The sequence below is a fragment of the Methanobacterium lacus genome (assembly GCF_000191585.1).
GTDB lineage: Archaea > Methanobacteriota > Methanobacteria > Methanobacteriales > Methanobacteriaceae > Methanobacterium_B > Methanobacterium_B lacus.
Genome location: NC_015216.1, coordinates 1,368,152 through 1,393,040, shown reverse-complemented (window position 1 = coordinate 1,393,040; position 24,889 = coordinate 1,368,152). Strand labels below are relative to the sequence as shown.

Annotated in this window: 24 protein-coding genes; 13 read left to right on the top strand and 11 right to left on the bottom strand. The window is 35.8% G+C overall.

The window, feature by feature from the left end; genetic code table 11:
• Window positions 1-107: 107 nt before the first annotated feature.
• On the top strand, window positions 108-812 hold the full coding sequence (locus METBO_RS06925) for a hypothetical protein (protein ID WP_013644980.1): 705 nt from the start codon (window positions 108-110) through the stop codon (window positions 810-812).
• Between the two features lie 64 nt (window positions 813-876).
• Here the strand turns inward: METBO_RS06925 and METBO_RS06920 are convergent, their stop codons facing one another.
• Entirely contained in the window at window positions 877-1,413 is a 537-nt protein-coding gene (locus tag METBO_RS06920) for a zinc dependent phospholipase C family protein (RefSeq protein WP_227717205.1), read from the bottom strand.
• Between the two features lie 277 nt (window positions 1,414-1,690).
• On the opposite strand from METBO_RS06920, the gene METBO_RS06915 reads away from it, so the two are divergent.
• Complete coding sequence (locus tag METBO_RS06915) at window positions 1,691-2,041, top strand: hypothetical protein (RefSeq protein WP_013644978.1); 351 nt, start codon at window positions 1,691-1,693, stop codon at window positions 2,039-2,041.
• A gap of 61 nt (window positions 2,042-2,102) precedes the next feature.
• Here METBO_RS06915 and METBO_RS13930 read toward each other — a convergent pair whose 3' ends face one another.
• Window positions 2,103-2,519: a zinc ribbon domain-containing protein gene (locus METBO_RS13930; protein ID WP_013644977.1), complete on the bottom strand. Its 417-nt coding sequence runs from the start codon at window positions 2,517-2,519 to the stop codon at window positions 2,103-2,105.
• 300 nt (window positions 2,520-2,819) lie between these two features.
• Between METBO_RS13930 and METBO_RS06905 the strand changes: the two genes are divergently transcribed.
• A complete protein-coding gene (locus METBO_RS06905) occupies window positions 2,820-4,277 on the top strand; it encodes an NCS2 family permease (RefSeq protein ID WP_013644976.1) in 1,458 nt (485 codons plus the stop codon).
• Window positions 4,278-4,414: 137 nt separating this feature from the next.
• On the opposite strand, the gene METBO_RS06900 is transcribed toward METBO_RS06905, so the two are convergent.
• Entirely contained in the window at window positions 4,415-4,741 is a 327-nt protein-coding gene (locus tag METBO_RS06900; protein WP_013644975.1) for a hypothetical protein, read from the bottom strand.
• 461 nt (window positions 4,742-5,202) lie between these two features.
• Here METBO_RS06900 and METBO_RS06895 point away from each other — a divergent pair, with 461 nt between their 5' ends.
• Entirely contained in the window at window positions 5,203-5,775 is a 573-nt protein-coding gene (locus tag METBO_RS06895) for a methylated-DNA--[protein]-cysteine S-methyltransferase (protein WP_013644974.1), read from the top strand.
• A gap of 963 nt (window positions 5,776-6,738) precedes the next feature.
• Here the strand turns inward: METBO_RS06895 and METBO_RS06890 are convergent.
• From METBO_RS06890 to METBO_RS06880, 3 genes are all read right to left on the bottom strand, one after another.
• A complete protein-coding gene (locus METBO_RS06890; protein WP_013644972.1) occupies window positions 6,739-7,263 on the bottom strand; it encodes a dihydrofolate reductase family protein in 525 nt (174 codons plus the stop codon).
• Between the two features lie 55 nt (window positions 7,264-7,318).
• A complete protein-coding gene (locus METBO_RS06885) occupies window positions 7,319-7,771 on the bottom strand; it encodes a hypothetical protein (protein ID WP_013644971.1) in 453 nt (150 codons plus the stop codon).
• Between the two features lie 90 nt (window positions 7,772-7,861).
• A complete protein-coding gene (locus METBO_RS06880; RefSeq protein ID WP_013644970.1) occupies window positions 7,862-8,464 on the bottom strand; it encodes a 5-formyltetrahydrofolate cyclo-ligase in 603 nt (200 codons plus the stop codon).
• Between the two features lie 1,157 nt (window positions 8,465-9,621).
• On the opposite strand from METBO_RS06880, the gene METBO_RS06875 reads away from it, so the two are divergent.
• The 3 genes from METBO_RS06875 to METBO_RS06865 all read left to right on the top strand — a co-directional run bounded on the left by METBO_RS06875 (window position 9,622) and on the right by METBO_RS06865 (window position 12,934).
• Entirely contained in the window at window positions 9,622-10,671 is a 1,050-nt protein-coding gene (locus METBO_RS06875; protein ID WP_013644969.1) for a hydroxymethylglutaryl-CoA synthase, read from the top strand.
• A gap of 121 nt (window positions 10,672-10,792) precedes the next feature.
• Window positions 10,793-11,944, top strand: a complete 1,152-nt coding sequence (locus tag METBO_RS06870) for a thiolase domain-containing protein (protein ID WP_013644968.1) — start codon at window positions 10,793-10,795, stop codon at window positions 11,942-11,944.
• A 378-nt stretch (window positions 11,945-12,322) separates the two neighbouring features.
• Window positions 12,323-12,934: a TetR/AcrR family transcriptional regulator gene (locus METBO_RS06865; RefSeq protein ID WP_013644967.1), complete on the top strand. Its 612-nt coding sequence runs from the start codon at window positions 12,323-12,325 to the stop codon at window positions 12,932-12,934.
• Here the strand turns inward: METBO_RS06865 and METBO_RS06860 are convergent.
• Window positions 12,931-13,281 (bottom strand): rhodanese-like domain-containing protein, encoded by a 351-nt coding sequence (locus METBO_RS06860; RefSeq protein WP_013644966.1) that lies wholly within the window; start codon window positions 13,279-13,281, stop codon window positions 12,931-12,933. The two genes, METBO_RS06865 and METBO_RS06860, sit on opposite strands and share 4 nt — an antisense overlap.
• 236 nt (window positions 13,282-13,517) lie before the next feature.
• Between METBO_RS06860 and METBO_RS06855 the strand changes: the two genes are divergently transcribed.
• Window positions 13,518-13,901, top strand: a complete 384-nt coding sequence (locus METBO_RS06855) for a peptidase associated/transthyretin-like domain-containing protein (protein ID WP_158304895.1) — start codon at window positions 13,518-13,520, stop codon at window positions 13,899-13,901.
• Window positions 13,902-13,991: 90 nt separating this feature from the next.
• On the opposite strand, the gene METBO_RS06850 is transcribed toward METBO_RS06855, so the two are convergent.
• Window positions 13,992-14,468 (bottom strand): pyridoxamine 5'-phosphate oxidase family protein, encoded by a 477-nt coding sequence (locus METBO_RS06850; RefSeq protein WP_227717204.1) that lies wholly within the window; start codon window positions 14,466-14,468, stop codon window positions 13,992-13,994.
• 326 nt (window positions 14,469-14,794) lie between these two features.
• Here METBO_RS06850 and METBO_RS06845 point away from each other — a divergent pair, with 326 nt between their 5' ends.
• Complete coding sequence (locus tag METBO_RS06845) at window positions 14,795-15,472, top strand: SatD family protein (RefSeq protein ID WP_013644963.1); 678 nt, start codon at window positions 14,795-14,797, stop codon at window positions 15,470-15,472.
• The gene (locus METBO_RS06840; protein WP_013644962.1) at window positions 15,465-15,845 is read left to right on the top strand and encodes a hypothetical protein; all 381 of its coding nucleotides are present in this window, start codon (window positions 15,465-15,467) and stop codon (window positions 15,843-15,845) included. The genes METBO_RS06845 and METBO_RS06840 overlap by 8 nt, the downstream gene beginning before the upstream one ends.
• Window positions 15,846-16,213: 368 nt before the next feature.
• Here the strand turns inward: METBO_RS06840 and thsA are convergent, their stop codons facing one another.
• From thsA to METBO_RS06825, 3 genes are all read right to left on the bottom strand, one after another.
• A complete protein-coding gene (thsA, locus tag METBO_RS06835; RefSeq protein ID WP_048186390.1) occupies window positions 16,214-17,845 on the bottom strand; it encodes a thermosome subunit alpha in 1,632 nt (543 codons plus the stop codon).
• A gap of 281 nt (window positions 17,846-18,126) precedes the next feature.
• On the bottom strand, window positions 18,127-19,506 hold the full coding sequence (locus METBO_RS06830) for a 2,3-phosphoglycerate synthetase (protein WP_013644960.1): 1,380 nt from the start codon (window positions 19,504-19,506) through the stop codon (window positions 18,127-18,129).
• 486 nt (window positions 19,507-19,992) lie between these two features.
• The gene (locus tag METBO_RS06825; protein ID WP_013644959.1) at window positions 19,993-20,322 is read right to left on the bottom strand and encodes a UPF0058 family protein; all 330 of its coding nucleotides are present in this window, start codon (window positions 20,320-20,322) and stop codon (window positions 19,993-19,995) included.
• A 312-nt stretch (window positions 20,323-20,634) separates the two neighbouring features.
• Here METBO_RS06825 and hisD point away from each other — a divergent pair, with 312 nt between their 5' ends.
• From hisD to METBO_RS06810, 3 genes are all read left to right on the top strand, one after another.
• Window positions 20,635-21,927 carry a histidinol dehydrogenase gene (gene hisD, locus METBO_RS06820; protein WP_048186596.1) on the top strand — a complete coding sequence of 431 codons (1,293 nt, stop codon included), beginning with the start codon at window positions 20,635-20,637 and terminating at the stop codon, window positions 21,925-21,927.
• A 197-nt stretch (window positions 21,928-22,124) separates the two neighbouring features.
• On the top strand, window positions 22,125-23,444 hold the full coding sequence (gene aspS / locus METBO_RS06815) for an aspartate--tRNA(Asn) ligase (protein ID WP_013644957.1): 1,320 nt from the start codon (window positions 22,125-22,127) through the stop codon (window positions 23,442-23,444).
• 119 nt (window positions 23,445-23,563) lie between these two features.
• Window positions 23,564-24,802 (top strand): BaiN/RdsA family NAD(P)/FAD-dependent oxidoreductase, encoded by a 1,239-nt coding sequence (locus METBO_RS06810; protein WP_013644956.1) that lies wholly within the window; start codon window positions 23,564-23,566, stop codon window positions 24,800-24,802.
• Window positions 24,803-24,889: the final 87 nt, after the last annotated feature.

Below are 24,889 nucleotides of genomic sequence, written 5' to 3'. Positions count from 1 at the left end.
ATTGCTTAAATTAAATTCTAAATTATATTTGATAAATAGCTTTCATTAACCACTAAATTGAATTATATCTTATGTAATAATAAAAACTTTGAGGAGAATTTGAAACCATGAGCTTTCTTAATCCAGAGGAGAAAGATGTTAACCAATTTGAAAGAAAAATCCTGATAATTATGAGGGTTTTCCTATTGATTGCAGGTATTTATATCACAATTTTTGGCGGTATTAATGGCAGTGAAAGAATTTTCGGTGTTCTAATACTCTTTGCACTTTTGATCATCAATGCACCTGCATTTTTCACACGACATAAAATACGGGCCATACCAATAGAAATTGAACTTTTAATCCTATTTATGGTGCTGTTTGAACTTGTTTGTGGAGATGCACTGGGACTCTACGTTAAACTACCCCACTACGACAATTTCATGCACTTCATGCTACCATTATACGTTGCATTGATTGGTATGATGGCAGTTTATACCATGTACTACTACGGCAGACTCAAAGCATCCTACTGGGAAATGGCAATACTCATTGTGATCATTACCATAGGATTTGGGGGTATGTTAGAAATGGGAGAGTACACCTATGACAAGTTTTTGGCCAATGGCCCTGTGGGAGAAATAACAGGCAACACCCAAATGCAGGGTTCACCCACCCAGAACGCCCTTGATGACACCATGAACGACTTATTCACAGACACACTGGGAGGAATAGTAGGTGCTGTACTCGGAGTGTTCTTCATAAGAAGAGCTGAAAAATCAGGAGGCCACTGGAAGGTGGCTGATGAGATAGAAAGAATGGGAGAACCATAATAAAAACTTATTAATTCCATTCAATTCTTTTTTTTAGGATGAAATGAAATTCGTTTTTCTTTTTTTAAGTGCAGGACTTTTTAATCTGTATGTAGGACTCTGAAGCTGCGTTGTTTAGACTATCTTGTATAGATGATCTGTCCCCTGTTTTTAACCAAGTCATCCAGTTGGCTGTGCTGTTGTTGTAGAGTTCATCCATGGACTGGTTTTCGCTCATGTTGATGTGGGGTGTGAAACAGAGTGCTTCTAATTCAAACTTGGTGTGCAAGTATCCAGTGTGACCCCCTCCTGTGTGGGGTGGACACAAACCATCTGAGATGTAATGTGACGCAACACCAAAACAGTAGCTTGCATTACCATAATCCTGGTTTAAATAGTAGTTTCTGCCCTGGTTTAACCAGTAATCTGCTTTAACTTGACTCTGGGGATAGTGGTGATTTTGAAAATCTAAAAATCTAAGATCTGGATCTCCCGCACCTTCCATCATCTCAAAAAGGCTTAAATTTTCATGAACATCATCAGGCAGGGTGTAGTAAACTTGATAGACAATTTCATAATGATTAGGTTCGGCCCAAGCAGCCGCAGGTTCAATTTGAACCATAAAAACCAACATAAAGCTCAGAAGAATTAACAGTTCAATCTTTGTGTTTATTAACTTCACTCTCCAAACAACTCTCTAGTAATGAAACTAGTGTTCAACTAATAAAATTTAATTGTTTCACTATCCAATCTATTGATACTACTGACATAAAACAATCTTGATATCCTAGAAATTGAAAAACCAAAACTAATTTTGGTACGGTACACACTACTTGAATGATATTTACTTGAAAGTCACATATAATTAATTTAAAAAATATAATCTATAGGTGGACTCAATGGCAACTCAATCAATTGAAATAGAGGAATTAGAAGAACAACTCATCCTGCTTTACAGATTTGTAGCACAAATAAACAGTCTTAAAAGATTTTATTACAGTGGAATGGATTACAAACCAGTGTTTGAAGATGATACAGGAATACTAACTGAACTACTGGAGAACGAAGAGTCTGAGGAAATACTCAAAACCTGCATACTGGAACTTGAAGAAGATAAGGGAAACAAAGATCTGAAGTTCCATGAAGTCCTTGACTCCTACGATGTTGAAGAACTCTACAACAAATATGAACTCCAAGACGTGGTGGAAGTGAACAAACTGGATCTCAAAAAAATTGTGGATTCTCTTTAAAACCACTCAATTAAGCCACTTTTTTATAGGACCTTGAATAATTGTTTGATTATTTAAAGCACTAATAGCCTGTAACATAATTAACAAGTATTGTTATCATTAACAAGAATAGTAGAATGGCAATATTTGTAATTTGAGAGTAGTAGGGCTCTTGACCCCTCAATTCGTCTTTCTTTTTATAAAATAGGATGTAGAAATAAATTGTAAACAATGAGCCAGTAATCAATAGAATTAAATTTAACATTACTACAATAGGATTTAGGGGTGTATGAAAGAAGTAGTTGTATATGATTGGGATAAAAAACGGCACAATCAGAAATGTTATTGCAGTAAAGTATATGTAATACATTTTTTTAAACTGATTTTGCATCTTATCTCTTGTGGAATCCGATGATGATGACTCATTTAGTCCACAACTACAATATCTACAATACTCTGCATCATCCTCATTTTCTACGCCACAGTTTTTACATCTCATGAACTTAACCCAACTTAATTTTCAGTAAATTTTTTTTAAAAATTATTTCAATGACATTGCTTTTAATTGTGTTCCAACCCGATACTAATCTTAATTTAGATTGAACACATTATTTAACGATTTATTTTGATTTAATTTGAAATATTTAATATTTCTTTCTTTTAACCATCTTTATAAATTCTTTGATTAAGTTTTTTTACATCTTAATCAATTCAAATTAGTTGAAACCACCTAATATCTGCAGTTAATTTTAAAACTTTAGGGTAAGAGTTTAAGTATTTAAACATATCTAGTAATTACATGTACCAGCGTGCTTATGAGAGAAAGGAAAAATTTAAAAATTCATTTAGATCTTATGTTGATAATTATTTCGGAATTACCAAGTACAATTCCAGTGTTAAAACAGAGATTTTAGCAGGTTTAACAACATTCATGACCATGGCCTACATTATCATAGTCAATCCACTCATACTTTCAACTGCAGAGATGGATTACAAGGCAGTTTTTGTAGCAACCTGTTTGTCAGCGGCAACAGCAACTCTGTTCATGGGTTTAATAGCTAAAAAACCATTTGGTATGGCCACGGGTTTGGGATTAAATAGTGTGGTTGCATTTGGTCTTATTTTAACCCTCAACATTCCTTGGCAAATAGCCATGGGCCTGATATTTATAGAGGGATTTCTGGTTTTTATCCTTGTACTCACAAATCTCAGGGAATTGGTCATGCATGCGATACCCCAGAGCCTTAAAATGTCCATAGGTGTGGGTATTGGGATGTTCATATCCTTCATAGGCTTTAAACTGGCCCACATAGTAACTGCGAGTCCTGAAAATCTTATAAAATTTGGCGATGTTACGAACCCAGTTTTTATAATTGCGGCCCTTGGAGTGTCTATCATAATGGTGATGATGGCCCTGAAGATCAAGGGAAGCATACTCTACGGTATCATTATAACTGCTCTCATAGCCGTTGGAGCCTGTGTCGTTGCTGATTATTTTCATGTTGCCTTTAACCTCTTTGGAAATCCTAATTTACCTTCGAGCATTGCTCCACTTGCATCTGGAATGTCTAACCTTCCGCAAACATTTGATGGAACCCTTCTTGAACTGCCCAATGCACAGAGCCTTTCAACCATAGGACATCTGGATATATGGGGTGCCTTGTCACTGAGCTTTGTTCCAATCGTTTTTGCCCTCATGATGGTGGACTTCTTCGATAGCCTTGGAACTGTGATGGCTGTGGGAACACAAGCGGGCCTGGTGGATAAGAAAGGGAAACTACTGGACATTAAAAAGGTACTGGCAGTTGATGCCATGGGTGCCATGATTGGAGGATTCATGGGAAGCAGCTCAAACACAGCCTACGTTGAAAGTTCAGCTGGTGTGAGGGAAGGTGGAAGAACTGGACTCACATCGGTGGTTATAGCATGTTTATTTTTAGTTGGAATGCTCTTTGTTCCACTGGCCTACTACATTCCAGCAGCTGCAACAGCACCGGCACTCATAATAGTGGGCTTTTTCATGATAACCATGATACAAAAGATAGAGTGGGACAACTTTGAAGAAGCACTACCTGCATTTCTCACAATAACAGGCATGACCTTCACATTCAGCATATCCAAAGGCATAGGATTTGGATTTATATCCTACTGCATAATAAAATTAGCACTTGGAAAATGGAGAGAAGTACATCCCCTCATGTGGGTCGTGTCGGTCATATTCCTGATTTACTTCATATTCGTCTCCAACATGATCTAAACCGCCCCTTAATTCTTTTTAATAGATTATAAAAGATTTGAACCCATTGATTCACAGATTCATGGAAAAATCTAATAGAAATATCCTCTCAAGAAAATTCAAAAAAAATAGGCTGACTTTTAAGTCAAAAGGGGATGTTAATTATTTTCTGCCAGTTGATACGTATCATATGCAGCATAAATTGAAATTATAATTACGATAATCAGAAACAAAAATGATACAATTAGAAAATCATTTTCAAGTAATTTATATCCTAGCCATAGAAAAGCATATGAAAAAAGAAAATAAAGACCTTTTTTTTCATAACCCAGCAGTAAATATCCAACACCAGGGATAGCCAATGATATCAAAGCTAAAAAAATTGGATTAAACAATGAACTTTCCTTTGTTATATAAATCCCTCCATAAATAATATTTTTAATAAGAATGATATACAATTTCTGTCTTGATGTTCTTAATCTCATATATGACGATAAAAACTAAGAAAAGATTATATTAACAATAGTATGTTTAATGAAGGACTATGAGATATGAGAAAAAAAATTAATCTAAAATTAAGAGTATATTCTTAATATATAACTTGGTAATGTAATGATCTCGAAATAGATACTAAATGAGATATATTCACATTTAAATTCTCAAGATTATTGGAGATACGCAACAATAAGGTTTGAAATTTGAGAATATTACAAAATAGTGATTTTCCAGGGTGTACATATTTTTATAAGAAATTGAATACCCATTAACTCAAAATAATTGTATCATTTATTGCATTACTTAATATAATTAAATTATTACTGCATATTAAGTATGGTACTATAGTTGGGTATAGTAATGCTCAAAAAAAAAATTTCGAAATTATAACAACTTATATTAATTCATGGAAATCTTAGTAAATCATTAAATAAAATATGGATGGAATAAAATGGTGAAAAAAGATAGAACTGAAAGGGAAAAGGAGATTTACTCAACATATTACTCATCACCAATTGGCTCATTAATGATAGCAAGTGATGGTGATAATATCATTGGTTTATGGATGGAAGGCCAAAAATATTTTGCAAATACCTTGACAGAAACAATAACAGAAAAAGATGATTTAGAAATATTTGATACAGCGAATAAATGGTTAGATAAATATTTTGCTTGTGAAAATCCTCCTATTTCTGATTTACCTTTAGCTCCCAGAGGTGGAGAATTTCGAAAGGTTGTGTGGAAAATTTTACGTGAAATTCCATATGGTGAGGTCATTACCTATGGTGAAATTGCTAAGAAGGTTGCAATTCAGATGAACAAAGAAAATATGTCCAGTCAAGCAGTTGGCGGAGCTGTAGGTCATAATCCGATTGCTATTATCGTTCCTTGTCATCGTGTTGTGGGTACAAATGGTAGTTTAACAGGTTATGCCGGAGGTATTGATAAAAAAGTTAAACTTCTTGAGCATGAAGAGGTAGATATGTCAGGATTGTTTATCCCTGCTAAGAGTACAGCTCCTTGATCTTCATGCAATGCAGAATTAACTGTATATTTGAGAAATTTTACAATTTTGCTAAACAGTAAAAACAGAATTAACATGAAATAAAATAATGTTGGGTATGTTTTACTTATCTAAATTAAAAAAAAATAATATCATGAGAAGGTAATTAATTCTAGATAAAAATTTCAAATTTAAGTATTATGAATAATTAAATACATATTACGATGACTTCGTCAAACTGTACTATAACGAAGTAAAGAAAAAACCTTGTTCATTTTTACAAAATATTAAAATTATTATAATTTATTTTTTTTCTTCTGTCTTAGGAATATACCAATAATTATCAAAATAATAATTAAACTAATAATAGCTAATTCTGAACTTGTAATTGTCGTAGTGATTGTTGTTACGGTTTTAATCATGATTTGCCTCTGCTAAATATTATATTATACACTCATATTTAAATTCAATTAACAAGTCATGATTTTTATGATAATGGATATGGATTCTTTAAAAAAATTGCGTATAATAACTGCAATTCATATTTTAAAAAGTTATATACACTGTATTAATAACGATGTTCAGTACATCATACCAATTTTTTCGGTGATCCATACCGATCGAAAAATTGGCCAAATTAGAAAATCGCAGAAATGTGCATATTTAATGCAATGAGTATAGATGGCATGATGTATTTAGGCCTAATTTGACAGTTTTATATTTTATAGTAAAATTGACCTGTTTTTTTAAAAATAATTCTAGATTTTTTTAATTTCTTTGAATTCCAAACAAAAAACTGATATAACAATTCATCCCCTGTTGAAATGGATAAAGTGGTGTCCAAAAAAAAATTTCGTGTTTTGATTTAGTATCAGTCAGTTTTAGATCTTCAGTTAACAAAAAAAAGTTTAGGTCTAAATAATTGTAGCTTCAAACTTGCATGACTTCTTCGTGCTGATCGTCATAATTATTTTTTGATTAAATTTATTTATCCCTCTCGTAGTAGTGCTTCACGAGATATGGATTTAAAACTTCAACTCTTTCGCATTTAAATTTAATATCTCCAGAAATTCCATTGAAGAGTGGTATTCCCTCACCAAGGATAACGGATGCTGTTGTGATGATCATCTCATGGATTAGATCTTCCTTGAGAAATCTTTGGATGGTTTGTCCCCCGTCTATGTAGAGATTGTTAAATTCCTTTGAATTTAGCTCTTCTACAATTTTTTTGGGATGTCCATTTAGTACTTCAACCTTTCCACGGAGTTTATTTGGTACGGTTTGTATGGTGGTGCTCAATACAAAAACGGGTTTTGTGAAGGGCCATTCATCAAATTTTAACACTGATTCAAAAGTTTTTCTGCCCATGACTAGTGCATCAATTTTATCTATAAAATCTGAAAAACCATAATCGTCTTCGGGGTCATCCAGATTTTCAAGCCAATCCAGACCTCCGTCTGGCCTTGCTATGAAACCATCTAAACTGATTGCAATGTACACGTAGTTCATATATTATCCCAACTTTTGAGATTCTGTTTTTCAATTTTAGTATGGTTATTTCCATCTAGTATGATGCCATGAGGTATGCGAGCTTCATGATCTGGAATAGAATCGATACAACTGATGCCAAGATTCCTATGATTAAAATTATTTTAAGTCCCAACACAAGGATGAACTGGTTTATGACAAAGGGGAATACAGTTAGTAGGGTGAAAGCAGCAACCAATGCTGTGATGTTCATGATAATTTTAGAACATATCTTGAACCACCTTGGATCGTATAGTATGAATGAAACGTTGGCAACTACGGCCACAATGAGACTGAGGTTAACTGCCCATAAAACGTTGGAAAAGGAAGCTGCAATAAAAGAAAGGTTCCAGTAGATCAGGTTGTTAGCAATGTAGAGAAGTATTAAATTTAGCAATATTGCAAAGAGGTAGTCGTACCACTTCTCCTCTTTATCCTCCTTTAGCGATCTCTTTATTCCACTAAGAATATTGTTTATATCTTCTGCCAATGCTATCCCCCAATTTGTTAAATTTGATAGTTTTTATTCATCTTAAACCATGATGACATGTGAGGTTTAATTTTTTTATTTCAGTGCAGTCTAATTAAGCTTTAGAATTTTTTCTGGTGTCACGATCATATTTATTTTCTGGTCGTGCTTTTCTGTTGGTACAGTTTCAACTATTTGGAGATCGTGAACTGTGCTTACTATGGGTGTGTTTGGGGTTATAGATCCTGTTCTTTTGAGATATTCGATTTCCCTGTCACCGTAACCCCCTCCCTTTCCGAGTCTTCTACCATTTTTGTCAACTGCAACCGATCCTTCTACAACCAGGTCTACTCTAGGGAGCTGTTCTATTTTTTTGCCGTATTTGAAAGCTCCTTCAATTGTTGACGCTTCTCGTTCTCGTCCCTTTAGATCTTGAGCTTCGAGTTTCAGGTATCCATTTTCTATTTTTGGTGTTACCATGATGAGGATCTTTCCATCTTTGAGTGCATTTTCACGAACCCTTCTCTGGGCCGTGTCTGGACTGCTAAACATTATTTCGCTTATCTTCCATTCCATTGTGGATCTCAGGTTGTCTGCGGCTTTTTCAGAACCCTTGAAGTCTGGTATTCTTCCAATGTAGTGTGGGGTGCTTATATGGTTTTCTATAAGCCTGGTGTACACCATATTCCTTAGTTCCTCTTTGTTTTGATCCATAGTTTGCCGTCCATTTTTTTTATTGCTTTTATTTATGGATGGAAACATTTATATATGAAATATAACAATTGTTATATAATGTTATAACTATCGTTATTATAAATTGTCACGATCATTTAACATTGAACAACCTACAATTCAAGGTGCATAACATGTGTAGCTAAAAAAACAACATACAAAACATAAATACGCCGCTAAACTACCACAACCAATGTTCGAGAGGTGTATCAAATTATGTGTAGCTATAAATTGAATTAAAGGTATCAAGAAATTGAATCAAACAAATCTAAACAAACATCCACAACAAAAAAAATTGAAAAAATTAAGGTCCAAAATCAGAGGTGGTTAAGACCCTTACTGAATGGGGCATGATAAAATGTGTAGTTTATAAACACCAAAAAATTAATAATCTGAACATCACCAACAGGTAATCTTCATAAAAAAAAAGTTGCTCTTAGAGTTGTAAAAAACGGGACAAAATAGCCATGAAAAATGTCCTCCTGCCATAGTATCATCATATAATACAACATCTAAGAGTAAACGACTGCCAACTTTTTACCCAACCAGGGTATGTTGATGTCCTTTATAAAAAAAGTACCAATTCACCCTGGTTGGGCCTACTTCTCCATACACAAATCATAAAGATCAATTTTAATCTTAAGATCTAAACTAATTTTTATAATTATTCAAAAAATACTTATTATATTGATGATCAAAAAAAATATTAACTTAAGGATTCAAGATCCATGTAGAAAAAAATTAAAGCAGATTTAGATATATTAAGAGCTATAAATTGATCATATTAATTATTCCAAATTGAACAATGAATATTCAAAAGATCGTAATGTTTTAAGACCTTTAAAAGAGGGATTTGAACCATAAAATATGAATATTCGTGATACTGTTAATAAATTGATAAAATGGATAATTGAAAGTTATTATCCATTAAATCGTTTAAAGACCCATTATCCAATTGTATTACTATAACAAACTTTATAAGCATGTTTGACATATCACTTATTACTGTATTTTTTTTAAATGATACGAAATGAAAAATTAGATGGGACATTCATAAATAAAAAACTAATCTGTATAGAATATAAATAAAAAAACAGAAAAAAATCCATCAATCAAGATTACATAGGTTGTGATATTAAATGGCAGGAATTGTAGGATATGGAGTGTACATACCTTCATACAGAATAAAAGTAGAGGAAATAGCAAAGGTCTGGGGAGATGATCCCAAGGCAATTTCAAGAGGTCTAGTTGTCCAAGAAAAATCTGTTCCAGGACCAGACGAAGACACAGCAACAATATCAGTTGAAGCTGCTAGAAACGCTCTTAAAAGGGCAAAAATAGATCCACAAAAAATAGGTGCAGTTTACGTTGGCTCAGAATCCCATCCATACGCTGTTAAACCAACTGCAACAATAGTGTCCGAAGCTGTGGAAGCAGCACCAGAATTAACAGCAGCAGATCTTGAATTTGCATGTAAAGCAGGTACTGCAGGTATGCAAATTTGTATGGGTCTTGTTGATTCAGGAATGGTAGAATACGGACTGGCAGTAGGTTCAGACACTGCACAAGGAGCACCTGGCGATGCACTTGAATATACAGCATCAGCAGGCGGAGCCGCATACGTTATAGGAACTGAAAACACCCTTGCAGATTTCGAGGGTACCTACAGCTTCACAACAGACACACCAGATTTCTACAGGCGTGAGGGTAAACCATACCCAAAACACGGTGGAAGATTTACAGGTGAACCAGCCTACTTTAAACACGTACTTTCAGGAGCAAAGGGACTTTTCGATAAGATGGGTACCGAAGCATCAGACTACGACCATGTTATATTCCACCAGCCTAACGGTAAATTCTACATAAGGGTCGCTAAGAAGTTGGGCTTCAACGAAGAACAGTACAAAACAGGACTTTTAACACCTGTTATAGGTAACACCTACTCCGGTGCAACACCACTGGGACTCGCAGCAGTTCTCGACATAGCAAAACCTGGAGACAGAATCATGGCAGTTTCCTATGGATCAGGTGCAGGAAGTGATGCCTTCAGCATAACAGTCAACGACAGACTGGAAGAGGTTAAGGAAGAAGCACCATTTGTAACAGACATGGTTTCAAACAAGAGCTACGTGGACTACGCAGTTTACGCCAAGTACAAAGCCAAACTCAAAATGGCATGGACAGAATAAACTCTGTAGCAAAAAAAATAATTAAAATTCTTAGAAAATTTAAAATGAAATTATTTACATGGGGTTAAGGGGTACGAAATAACTTATCCAACACCCCCAGTTATTATTTGGAGGAATTACTTTGAGAGATGTTGCAATTATAGGAGTCTCACAGACCAAATTCGGCGAGCTTTGGGAAGTATCATTCAGAGACATGATAACAGAAGCTGGAATGAAGGCTATTGGAGATGCGGGCATCGAAGGAGACGAACTTGAAGCCATGTACGTTGGAAACATGAGTGCAGGTTTGTTCGTTGAACAGGAACACATAGCATCTTTGATAGCAGATCATGCAGGACTTACACCCATACCATCAGCCAGAGTTGAAGCAGCATGTGCATCCGGAGGATTAGCACTTAGAAATGGTATAATGGCTGTTGCTTCAGGATACCATGACATAGTTATCTCTGCAGGGGTTGAGAAAATGACAGATGTTGTTGACCCAACACCCGCAATAGCAACTGCTTCCGACCAGGAATGGGAAGCACAGCAGGGAGTAACCTTCCCTTCACTCTATGCAATGATGGCTAAGCGTCACATGCACGAGTACGGTACAACTAGGGAACAACTTGCAATGGTATCTGTACTGAACCACAAACACGGTGCAAAAAACCCACTTGCACAGTACCCAATGGAAATATCCGTTGACTCTGTGTTAAACTCAAGCATTGTTGCAGATCCATTGAGGTTACTCGACTGTTCACCTGTATCAGATGGTGCAGCAGCAGTGATCCTTTGCCCAGCAGAAGATGCAAGGAAGTACACAGACACACCAGTCTATGTCAAAGCATCCACACAGGCATCTGGAACCATAGCACTTCACGACAGAAAGGACATAACAACCATTGATTCAACTGTCAACGCATCAAGAAAAGCCTACGAAATTTCAGGCTACACACCAAAGGACATAGGTGGAGTGGAAGTTCACGACTGTTTCAGTATAAACGGACTTCTCGCAATAGAAGACCTTGGATTTGTTGAAAAAGGTCAGGGAGGACCTGCAATCGAGGATGGTATGACTGAACTCGACGGTGAAATACCAGTAAACCCATCTGGAGGACTTAAAGCCAGAGGACATCCATTAGGTGCCACAGGGATAGCCCAGGCAGCAGAAATTGTATGGCAACTCAGGGGAGAAGCAGGTAAAAGACAGATTGAAGGTATTGAAGTGGGTATGACCCACAACATAGGTGGAACAGGCGGTACTGCAGCAGTACATATCCTGTCACGTTAAAAAAAACCTTCAAACAAATTTCTTGGAAGGTAAACCTTCCAAAACCCATTTTTTTATTTACATAAATCTTTTTTTTATAAGAAATCCATTTAGCTCCAAGGTAGTTCGCTGTATTCAATTAATTATTTTTTTAGTAATTATTTTCAGGTTCACTAAACTATTTTTTTAGATATTGGATTGGATACGTAACTTTTTGGTCATTGGAAGTAATTTCCATTCGATATGTAGGCCAGCTTACTTGGATGTGATTGATTTGAACACCAGTTTCAAGATATGTTAAAAGAGCTATGATTTAAATAAATATATATCGACCAATAGTCACTATAATAACCATGATTATGATATAATTTAGGGATGTAAAATTTTAGGTTGATTTGTATGCCCAAGGTAGTACCGGAGTACAAGGAGCTTGCTAAAAAAAAGATAATTAAAGCATCTTACACTCTTTTTGAAAGCAAGGGATATCATTCCACTAGCATGGATGATATTGCAGCCGAAGTTGGGGTTAGCAAAGCTTCCCTCTACTCATACTTCAAAAGTAAGGAAGATATACTGCTGGTCACAGTTGACCTGGCAATCACTGAACCATTCATTAAAACATTCAACGAAAACAAATCTGTGGATGCATTTAAAGATTACTACCATACCCTAACTGTTTTTGAAGGTTTATTACACTTGAACTATGTTTTAACATCCCTTGCAAACGATAGTGATGATATTAAATTTAAGTTAATTGAAACCTATGAAACTAAGTTAAAGCTTCTCACGCGCTTTGTTTCAAAACAGCAAAGCCTAGGTGAGTTAGGATCAGATCTCGATCCAGGTGCAGTTGCCCAGTTTTTAATTGCAGTTTACGGAGACATCTCACTTCAGCTAATAATGGGTGTTGATGAGAAAAAAATATCCAATGAATTTGAGGGCGCACTCAAATTAATACTGGAAAATAAAAAGATAGACAAAGATCAAAGCACCCTAAGCAGTTTCTTTTAAACCTTAATTGGAAGACCTTTATTGATCCACTTGGTGATTCCACCCTCCATGTTCTTCACATCAGTAAAGCCCAAGTCCATCATAATCTTAGTGGCATTTAAACTTCTCATGCCAGATCTGCAGTATACTAAATACTTACCATCCCTCTCAAGCTTTGATACTTCATTTTTAAAGGTATTTGAATTGTAATCAATGTTTTTAGCATTCTCAATCCGACTTTCAGCGAATTCTTGTGGAGTTCTAACATCTAAAATCATGAACTTCGGCTTGGATTGATTCTCGACAATCAAATCGTATGCATCTAAAATATTTATATCATAATCTTTCTTTTTTCCATATCCAAACATATAATTATATTGAACTTAGGATTTCTTAACCATTACCATACATTTCTATCTCAACCCAGTACACTCAATTCGTAAATAAATTTAAAACTTAAAAGTTTTAATATATAAACGTTAATAAAGTTAATATAAATTTGAGATAATGGAGATGAAAGAACAACTATGGTGGTTGATATTGTATGGACATGAAGAAAATTATGCCTCTATTTTCGATAATTATGGTGGTAGGGATTATAACCATGGGTGTGCAACCTGTGGTAGCACATACGAGTGAAATAAAATTTTTAAACAATGATTATAGTGTCAAAACAGATGACTATGTATTAAACAAGACTGCAGAAAAATACAATGAATACAACATCCGGGCACAACTCTATGTAAACGGAGAATGGCAGGGATACAGATTTATATACTTTGAATTATTAGATTCTAATGGCACCTGTTTACTGTCCCAATCTGGGATGTTAACACAACCTTTCATGAATACTGGAACTTACTGGCAGATATGGTACTACGAATGGAAAAATTTACAGCCCGGAACCTATACTGTTAAAGCCAGCTACACTGGATATTTATGGTATCCATCCACAGAAAAAACTATAAAGTTGCATGTGGTAACTTAAAATAATCTTTCTTTTTTTTTAGGAGTTATTACTCAAAATTTTTATGTTTCCAGTCAACGATTACTCAATTCTGCAGTTATGATAAAGAATTTAAGAAGTTTTTATTCCGATTATGCTTTTAACATCAACCAGTTTCCATATGTAAGATCTATCTTCGTTAACAATGGATTCTAACTCATCATCTGGTGAGTGACCTAAGGCAGCCAAAACGTTTTTTGAAAGAGATTTATTCTGTATAAGATTTAAGAAACATTTTTTAACTTTTAATTTCTCTTCAATATTTTCTACCTGTTCTATCCTTCCCTGTAATGTTACAAAACGATACTCTGAGAGATCATCTTCATACTTTTCTATTTCAACTGCTACATTTGGATTTGCCTGAAACCTTTTGATTTTCTTCCCATATTTGGTTGACATGAAGTAGATGAAATCACCATCAAAAACATATAAAAACGGAGCTATATAGGGATATTCTCCTTTAAAACCAATTCTACTAACATAATTTTCTTTTATGAACTTATCATATTCCTCTTTGCTCATCAATGGAATCTTATGGATTTTCATCATTATGCCTCCAACTAAAAAAAAATTTTACTTAATTAATATTTATTATTACTTTAAATATAACTATTTACTGAAGGATGAACTTTCAAAGACTTAACTCCAAAGAGTTTAAGAAATTGAACGTCCTACTAGATGGATGTTAACCTTAACTGGGAATAACAATAGTGTAACTTATTTATTAATCAAGATGGTATTCCCCATTTATAATTGGCACTCTGAACTCAGATCAAAATCTAGTTTTGATAATTACCAGATCAAACTTTAGCTTTGATAAACAGAAAATCAAAATTTAATTTTGTTTATATAGTAGGATTTACATATAAAAAATCATGAAGGAAATTGATGAATCTCATTCAGTACCTAGAAATAATGAATTCTATGTATTATTGGGAGATGTAGTTTCTTCCAGAAAGATAGAAAACCGGGAAAAATTCCAAAATCACTTAATAAATACTTATTCTGAGTTAAATCAAATTTATGAAACTGATCTATATGCCAAATTAGACATAATAAAAGGTTCTGACGAGATTGGATGCGTACTCCATAGAATAGACCACTTATATGAAATAATAAGTTCCATAACAAACAAATTAAATCCCCATTATATGCGGTTTGTATGTGTAAAGGGTATTGTAGATGCAGGAATATCCACAAAAAAAATTTCGCAAATGGATGGGCCTGTTTTTCATAAAGCATCCGATTTAATGGATTCATTAAAGAAAGAAGAACTAATATTTCGAATGAATACCGAAAACAAAGTCATTGACAGTTTGGTAACTAACAATATAAACTTAATATATCTAATAAAAAGTAAATGGTCACTGAAAAAATTTAAAATAATAAATGAATATGAACGATCTAAAGATCAAGTTAGCACAGCTGAAAAATTAAATTTAACACCACAAGTAATTTCATATAATTTAAAATCAGCTAACTGGAGTGAATTACATAGAATAGAGACTGATCTTAAGGAATCCTTAAAACTAATAGCTCGATACCATGAATAATATAATAGTTTTAATGGGTTATGATGTAACCAATGGAATAATAATCATCACAGGCTATGCACTATTACTTTTGACCAGTGGTGTACTTGTAAGGTTAGTGTTATCTAAAATTTCACATAAGGAGAAAAAAGAAATTGCTCCAGATAATCTATGGGATACTGGTGCAGTAATTGGTAAATGTGAAAATATATTAATAATAACCTTTATATTATCTAATGAATTCACAGCATTAGCCATTATCTTTGCTGCAAAGACCATAATAAGAAAGGATGATATCGAAAAAAATTCTCTTTTTTATTTAGCAGGAAACATGATAAACGTAACCTACTCCATTGTATTCGGAGTAATTTTAAAATTAATAACAGGGATCTAATAGGCTTCAACCTCTTAAATTTTGGCATAAATTATTGACATGAAATACCTTTTTTTATTTTGATCCTATTTTTTTATATTTTTTGAATTGTTTAGAAAGATCCAAATGTCATGTTAACTATTAACCTCATCAGAATCAAAGACGACCATGTTAAAAATGAAGATCCTATTCATGATTTATTTTATGTTGTCCTATCTTCAATGATCAGGGGTGTGAATTAAACAGACAGGATTACCATCATTTTGGTGTAGCTGTGTGGCTAAAGTTTAGGATCTTTAACAAGTAACTGATTTTGAGAAAATAATAATAAAAATATCTAGCTAAAAAAAATTTAAAAAATAAAGAAAAAAGGGATGTAAAATTTATTATTACATCATTGGTGGCATTCCACCAGGCATTCCGCCCATTCCTTCATCAGGCATTGGTGTTTTGTTTGATGCTATCATATCATCGATACGTAGTATCATTTCAGCAGCTTCGGAAGCTGACTGTATTGCCTGTTTCTTAACACGCTGTGGTTCGATAACTCCAGCTTCTTTCATGTCTGTGACGTCGCCTGTAAAGACGTTAAGTCCCATGTAAGCTGAGGATTCATGTGCAGCTCTGAGATCAACTAGTGCGTCGATACTGTCGAGTCCTGCGTTTTCAGCGAGGGTTTTTGGAACAACTTCTAGTGCCTTTGCAAATGCACCTATTGCCAGCTGTTCTCTGCCGCTTATGGTGTCTGCGTAGTCTTTGAGTCCCTTGGCTATTGCTATTTCAGGAGCTCCTCCACCTGCAACTACTTTTCCATCTTCAAGAGTTGCTGCTACCACACCTATGGCGTCGTCAACTGCTCTTTCAACTTCTTCTGCAACGTGTTTGGTACTTCCCCTGAGTATGAGTGATACTGCCTTAGGTTCGATGCAGTCTTCCACAAATAGAAGTACTTCGTCGAAGATCTTCTTCTCGTAGACTTTTCCTGCTATTCCAAGGTCGTCGCTTGTTAGGTCTTCTAGGTTGGTTGCAACCCTTGCACCTGTTGCTTTTTCTAACCTTTCGATGTCGGATTTTCTTACCCTTTTAACTGCGAGTATTCCTTCCCTTGCAAGGTAGTGCTGTGCTAGGTCGTCAATACCTTTCTGACAGAATAAAACGTTTGCTCCGCTTTCTATAACCTTGTCAACCATGTCCCTTACCATGGTTTCTTCCTGTTCTATGAATGCCTGCATCTGGGATGGGTCTGTGAGTTTGATCTTTGCATCAGTTTCTAAGCTCTTAACTTCTATTGGGTATTTTAGAAGTGCGATCTTTGCGTTTTCTACTTTCTTAGGCATTGCTGGGTCTAACCTGCCTTTGTCGATAACAACTCCGTTGACTATTTGGGATTCTTCAACTGTTGCTCCCTGGATCCTGTTGATGTTTATCTGGTCCTTGTCAACTTCTCCATCTTCTTCAACCATCTGAACAGCTTTAACAATGAGTTCAGCCAATGGTTCTCTGGCTTTTTCAGTTCCCTTTCCAGTCATTGCTGTCATTGCAATCATCTTTAAGGTGTCACTGTCTACTGCATCTATGGAGATACTTTCAAGTATTTCCTGTGCTTTTAATGCTGCTTTCCTGTAACCCATGGATATGATTGTTGGGTGTATTTCCATTTCCAGGAGTTCTTCTGATTTTTTGAGGAGTTCTCCAGCTATGATAACTGCTGTTGTTGTTCCGTCTCCCACTTCATCTTCCTGGGTTTTTGCAACTTCCACAAGCATCTTGGCTGCAGGGTGTTCTATGTCCATTTCTTTGAGTATGGTAACACCGTCGTTGGTAACAACTATGTCTCCAAGACCGTCAACTAACATTTTGTCCATTCCCTTAGGACCTAATGTTGTTCTTACGGTTTCTGCTAAAGCTTTACCTGCCATAATGTTCATTCTTTGAGCATCTCTACCCAGAAGCCTTTCGGTTCCTTCTGGTAAAATTATAATTTGCTGGCCTTGGCCACCTATATTTGCCACAAGTATCATCTCCTATTATTAGTTAATTATCATGTATTGTATTTTATCAGTGGGTTAGAGGTTATATAAATAGTTTGTTATATTGACTCCTTAAATAATGGAAAAAATACCCCTAAAAATGGAAAAAATTGTTATACACATTTAGACCAATTAAAAAACCCTGAATTTAACGGTTTAATAACTTATTCTTCCATATGGTAAAGAACTTGTAGATATGGAAATACAGGGTTTTAAACTGTTTCATTGATGAATACAGTCCCATGTTTTTCCATTCAATCAACTTGTTATTATTAGTTTTCGAAGGATTTTATTGCGTTGTCCACAACTTCGATTATGGCCTTGTCAAAGTTTTTGTTGTTTCCATCTTCAATATCTATTGGTATGTTGTCACAGTAAATAACTTCGAGCCCAGCTTTTAAAGCGTCCTTGGTTGCCACATCAACTGCTGCTGCTTTAAGTTCGGTTAACATGACATCAGCTTCATCTATATATTTTTCTATGTCCTTTTGAAGCAGTGGCCTGTTTGATAGGTAGGGTGTGGTTCCAACAACTTTGCAGCCGTAAAAGTCTTCAAGGTGTTCTATTAAAACTGATTTTATTGAGTCTGGTGCTGTGGTTGCAAATAGCACATTTTTACCCTTAACATCTCCTAGGGGTTTTGGTCTGAACACCGTTGCAATAACAGTTGCTTCAGGATTTATTTCTTGTATAAAGTTTTTAATGGTTTCAACCTTTTCTGTTGATGCCATTGGTTCTTCGCACATGGTTATGACCACCAGATCCGCGAGTTTTATTCTGTAGGGTCCGAAGTAGTTTTCGATGTTCACGATGGGTTGGTTTGCACCAACGAGAACCACTTGTTTATCTGTTTTGATAGGTGGTATGGCAGCTCCACTTCCCTCCATTATTACGAAGTTTGAATCTACATCGTTTGCAAGTTCTGCGCCTCGTTTCATGTTGGTGATGAATACTTCTCCAACCATGCCTCCTCCACATCTTCTGCAGCCTATGGTTAGTATACGGCTCATGAGGGCATCTTCCCAATGGTCACTTGCAGCGTGCACACCCTTGTCTGACTGTTCCATTAGGTACTCTGGAGTGATCTCTATCTTGTCTCCATGAACAATTTCAGGTACTTCAGGTCCACCACGTCCCATTGCAACAATACATGGGTTGTATTCATTTTTGTGGATGAGTCTGGCTGCGTAGGCTGAAACTGCTGTTTTCCCAATTCTTTTACCTGTACCTAAAATTTTGAGGGATGGTTTCTTAAGTACCTCGTGTTCTGTCACAGGTTCGAAGTTGAAGTCTGGTCCTTCGTAGGGTATTCCCTGGGATAGTACGATGTTTGCAATTTTGAATCTTTTAGAGTAGTCAACAACTGGTTCATCAGATAGGTCCATCACCACATCCACGTTGTAGCGGACTATGAGTTCATCTATTAATTCGTAGGGAATGTTGTGATGATCTGGTCCGAAGTGTACTGGTCTCTCTAGTTGTTTGGAAATTCCATCTTCAGATGCGTCCCTTAACTTCTCTGTTCCTCCTATGAATACAGCTGCAACAACTTCGTTATGTTCCAGGCTGTCCAGCATATCTAGTGCTGATTTGGTTACTGGAAAATAATGTTCTCCATCTACTAAACAAAGCATTCTTCTCAGGGTTTTCATGACAGTTCACATCCATTTTTAAACTATTATATTTTTTCCACAGGGCTTGAAACTACAAAACATCCACAATTCCATTAATTATAATTCCATTATACCAATACAAAAATTATTGATATAACATCTAAATTAATTTTTAAGCCCAAATTTAAAGGTCAGGATTCTTTAAATGATTAATAATTTAGATCGTGATCTTTGATTTTATGATAGGTTGTACATTAACTTATTCACATTAAGTATTACATCAAATCTTTGATTATGCCTAAAATTTTTTAGTAAGTTGGTTTTTAGATGTGTTAAATTTTTAAAATAGGATTATATTTAGCATTTAATTGAATGGTGGATAGATGTTAAAAAGATTTTAAATTAGGAATATTTCTATCAATTTTCAAATTGGCCATTTTGCAGATTAATGTACTATCTAGCCAGTTTGTGAAATAGGTAACTATATATTTTGATTTCAATTTTTTTTTCATCAATTTCTAATATTTAGAGCTTGATCTTCTGGTTTTGATACCTTAAAGCACCGTCATCTTGGAACTTAATGAGTTCTTTTTTTGATCGTTTTACCAGTTCACCGAGTCCATTGGATATGTTAGTTGAGGTTCCACCGTTGTTGTTTGCTATGATCTCAGATATAGCTGTTGAAAGTACAAAAATAGCATATTTATGTTCGGCTTTTGTTCGGTGAATATGGTGTGGACTGATATTAAGACAAATATAATCTTTACACTCGTCTTTTACAGTGTACTCGTTTTCCAAGTTTTTTAAAACGTATACCAGAAACTGATGTATTTGTATGAGCTCATCCTTGTACATATTACAGACACCTTCTATTTAAGGAACAATCTACGAATTGTGGCATGTCATACATTATCAGTAACTTTCCCTAATAAAATAAGAACATAAGGGATTGACGCGTTCATATATAAACTAATTTCCATGCCTACATCGTGTAAAATAAAATTGATTATCATTATTCTTAAAGGTTTGGGATGCTGTAACATTCTATGAGTTAAAGTGGCTACAAATAAACTGCTTGGTGATATGTATCACAATGCTGTTGACAATTTACAACAGCTACACATAGAAATATTTAACATTGAAGGAGTCAAATATTTTTCTGATAAGATGAAACTAGTACAATTAAATGATCACAAAACTCAGGAACTCATTGAAAGGTCAATGCTGGATGAAAACACAGCCATCGACACTGTAACAGCCATAATTAATGAGGTTAAAAACAGGGGAGATGAAGCCCTAGGTGATTACACTAAAAAATTTGATGGTGCCGAATTGGACACAATAAAGGTTGATGAGGAAACCATCAACTCCAGCCTATCTAAGCTAGACAATGACCTTGTAAAAGCCCTTGAGCAGGCAGCATCAAACATTGCTAAATTTCATGAAAACCAAATACCAGATGAATGGTCAACAGAGGTTGATGAAGGTGTTACTGCTGGACAAATTGTCAGGCCACTGGACTCAGTAGGATGTTACATTCCTGGTGGAAGGGCAGTTTACCCATCTACAATACTCATGACTGTTATACCTGCCAAGATAGCTGGTGTTAAAAGGATAATATGCTGCACACCACCACAACCCGATGGAACAGTTAAGGATGTTGTACTGGCCGCTGCAAAGGTTGCAGGTGCAACAGAAGTTTACATGGTTGGTGGAGCTCAAGCAGTGGCTGCAATGGCATATGGAACAGAATCTATCCCACGGGTGGATAAGATCGTGGGGCCCGGCAACATTTTTGTAACAGCAGCGAAAAAACTGGTTTATGGACAGGTGGACATTGACTTTCCAGCAGGACCCTCAGAGGTACTCATAATAGCCGATGAAACAGCTGATCCAGCTTTTATTGCCATGGATATCATGGCCCAGGCAGAGCATGATCCAAATGCAGCCTGTGCACTTGTCACAACGTCTAAAAAAGTTGCCAAACAAGTGGATATCCTCATAGCTGAACAGTTGAACAACATGGAAAGATCCGAAATCATAACAGAATCTCTTAACTCCAATGGTTTAATAGTGGTGGCAGACATTATGGAAGACGCAATTAAATTTTCCAATGCCTACGCACCTGAGCACTTGATCATTATGACAAGGGATCCTGAAGCAGATCTTGAAGAGATTACCAATGCAGGTTCCATATTTTTAGGTGAACTCACACCTGTGGCTGCAGGTGACTATGGATCAGGTACTAATCATGTGTTGCCAACATCAGGATGTGCAAGGATGTACTCAGGTCTATCTGCAGAATCATTCGTCAAAAAACCAACTGTACAAAGGTTATCAGAACAAGGAGTTCTGAATCTTGATGAGATGGTTACTAAACTTGCAGAGTACGAGGGACTACATGCACATGCAGAATCCTTCAAGTTGAGAACAGAGAAGGTCAAAAAGGAGTTGAATTAGTAAATAGTATATTTTGGATGTAAAAATATTCTTATTTAAATTCCCAGTATCCCATACTAATATATAGGCTGACATCAAAAATAATGTGATCAAGGATTCTAAATTTTATATAAAATAATTTTGCATGGAATTTAGATTAAAATTTTAATGGAAGCTTAGTTTTAGCTTTTTTATGGATATTATAGAGGTGAATAATATTGACAGATTTATTGGAAGATTGTAGAAGAACTCATTATTCAAAACAAATTAAACCAGAAATGAAGGATGAAGATGTTGTTATCATGGGATGGATCCATGAGATGAGGGACCTTGGCGGTATAATATTTGTACTGCTTCGTGACAGAGACGGTGTAACACAGGTAACAGCACCATCCAAAAAGATAGAACCAGAACTCTTTGAAGAACTTAAAAAGCTTAAGAAAGAATCTGTGATAGCTGTTAAGGGCCGGGTTCAAGAATCAGCCAAGGCACCGGGTGGAGTGGAGATAATACCTGAAACAATCAAGTTACTCAGCGAATCTAAATTACCACTTCCTTTGGACACAACAGAAAAGGTTAGGGCAGAAATTGACACGAGGCTCGATTCAAGATTCATAGATCTTAGAAAACACAGTGTCAGCGCAATATTCAAGGTCAAAAGTAGAATGCTTCATTCAGTTAGAAATTTCCTGGAAAGTGAAAACTACACCGAGATCAACACACCAAAACTCGTTGGATCCGCAACTGAGGGAGGAACAGAACTTTTCCCAATCACCTACTTCGAGAGGGAAGCATTCCTTGGCCAGAGTCCTCAGCTCTACAAGCAGATGATGATGGCTTCTGGATTTGATAACGTCTATGAAATAGCACCAATATTCAGGGCAGAAGAACACGATACACTCAGACACTTAAACGAAGTAATATCTATCGATGTTGAAACAGCATTCACAGATCAAATCGATGCAATGAACATCCTCGAGAAAATGGTTGTTAAAGCCATAACAGATGTTAAGGAACACTGTAAGGATGCCCTCGACACACTGGAATTCGATCTTCAAATACCTGAAACACCATTCCCAAGGATAGAGTACGATGAAATGGTTGAAATGGTGAACAACAAGGGTGTTAAAATGGAACATGGTGAAGACATGTCCAGAGCAGCTGAAAAAGTAATGGGAGAATTGATGGATGGTTACTACTTTATAACAGCATGGCCAACTGATATAAAACCATTCTATGTACAGCCAAGTGCAGAAGATCCAGCTAAAAGCTGTGCATTCGATCTGATGTACAAGGACCTGGAAATTTCCTCTGGAGCTATGAGGATTCACAACCACGACCTACTGGTTGAAAAAATTAAGAGCAAAGGATTAAACCCAGATTCATTCAACAGGTACCTGGCAGCATTTGAATATGGAATGCCACCACATGCAGGTTGGGGTGTTGGAGCTGAAAGGTTCACCATGACCATGACTGGCCAGACCAACATCAGGGAAACAGTACTGTTCCCAAGGGACAGAAGGAGACTTACACCGTAAAAATAGTTTCCACATTTTTTTTTATTTTTTTAAATAAACTCAAAACAGAATAATCTCAATTTGAAGTACTGATTCTACAATTAATATTAATACCCTGACAGTTAGGAGTTGAAAGTACCATGAATAAAATCATAGACTTGGCAGTTGTAGGGGCAGGCCCTGCAGGAATGATGGCTGCAATCACAGCATCATCCAACGGTAACAGTGTAATATTGATAGAAAAGAATAATTCAGCCGGTAAAAAACTCCTTATCACGGGCAACGGTAGATGCAACCTCACAAACACTAAACCAATGAATGATTTCCTCAAAAAATTTCAGAAGAAGGGCAGTTTTCTGAGATCTGCCTTCACTGCCTTGACAAACAACGATCTCATTGACTTCTTCGAAACTCGAGGACTCAAACTAAAGGTAGAATCCGATGGAAGGGTGTTCCCTGTAACAGACAATTCAAGGGATGTCCTCGGCATACTGTTAAAAGAACTTAAAAAACAGTTCGTGAATATAAGGTACAGCACAACTGTTGTTTCAGTTCATCAGGATCCCCAGGGCTTTAGACTTATATTGGATCATGGCGAGGATATAATGGCCAAAAATGTGGTTTTAGCTACTGGTGGTGTATCCTACAGTGCCACTGGAAGTGATGGTGAGGGTCATAAAATTGCAGAGGAAACTGGACACAATATAACAGCACTTGAACCTGGCATCGTTCCAGTTTTAACACACGAATTTTGGGTGCGTGAACTCAGCGGATTACAATTAGAATCTGCTGCTGCAGTTATAAAACATTCAAAGGGCAAAGTTAAATTGGAAGGAGATTTACTCTTCACACATCAAGGTTTGTCAGGGCCGATGATTCTCAACAACAGTGCAAAACTGGTGGAAATACTGAGGAGGGATGAGAGGATACTTTTAAACATTGACATTCACCCCGAAAAAACTGTGAACCAGCTTTCAGAAGAATTTTTAACTGCTAGAGAAGAACATGGAAAGGTCGATCTGGGCAATCATATGAAGTTAAAATTGCCAAACAGGATGATACCATTGTTTCTTGAGATGGCAGGGGCCGATCCCAAACTTAAGATGAATCAACTGGGAAAAAAGGAGAGAAACAACATAATAAATCTTCTAAAATCATTTCCCCTCACAGTGACTGGCACTTCTTCAATTGATAAGGCCATGGTTACTTGTGGTGGAGTATCAAGCAAGGACTTCGATCCTAACACCATGGAATCTAAAACTGTTACAGGTCTTTTTTTTGCTGGAGAACTGGTTGATGGTTGCGGACCTAGTGGAGGATACAACTTACAGCAGGCATTCTCAACTGGCTTCCTCGCAGGGTCAAAAATTAATAGATAAATACGATAAAATCAATCATAATCATTTTTTATTTAAGAACCATTTCTTTAATTTTTTTGTATTTTAACTTGAATTATTGTTTAGTTA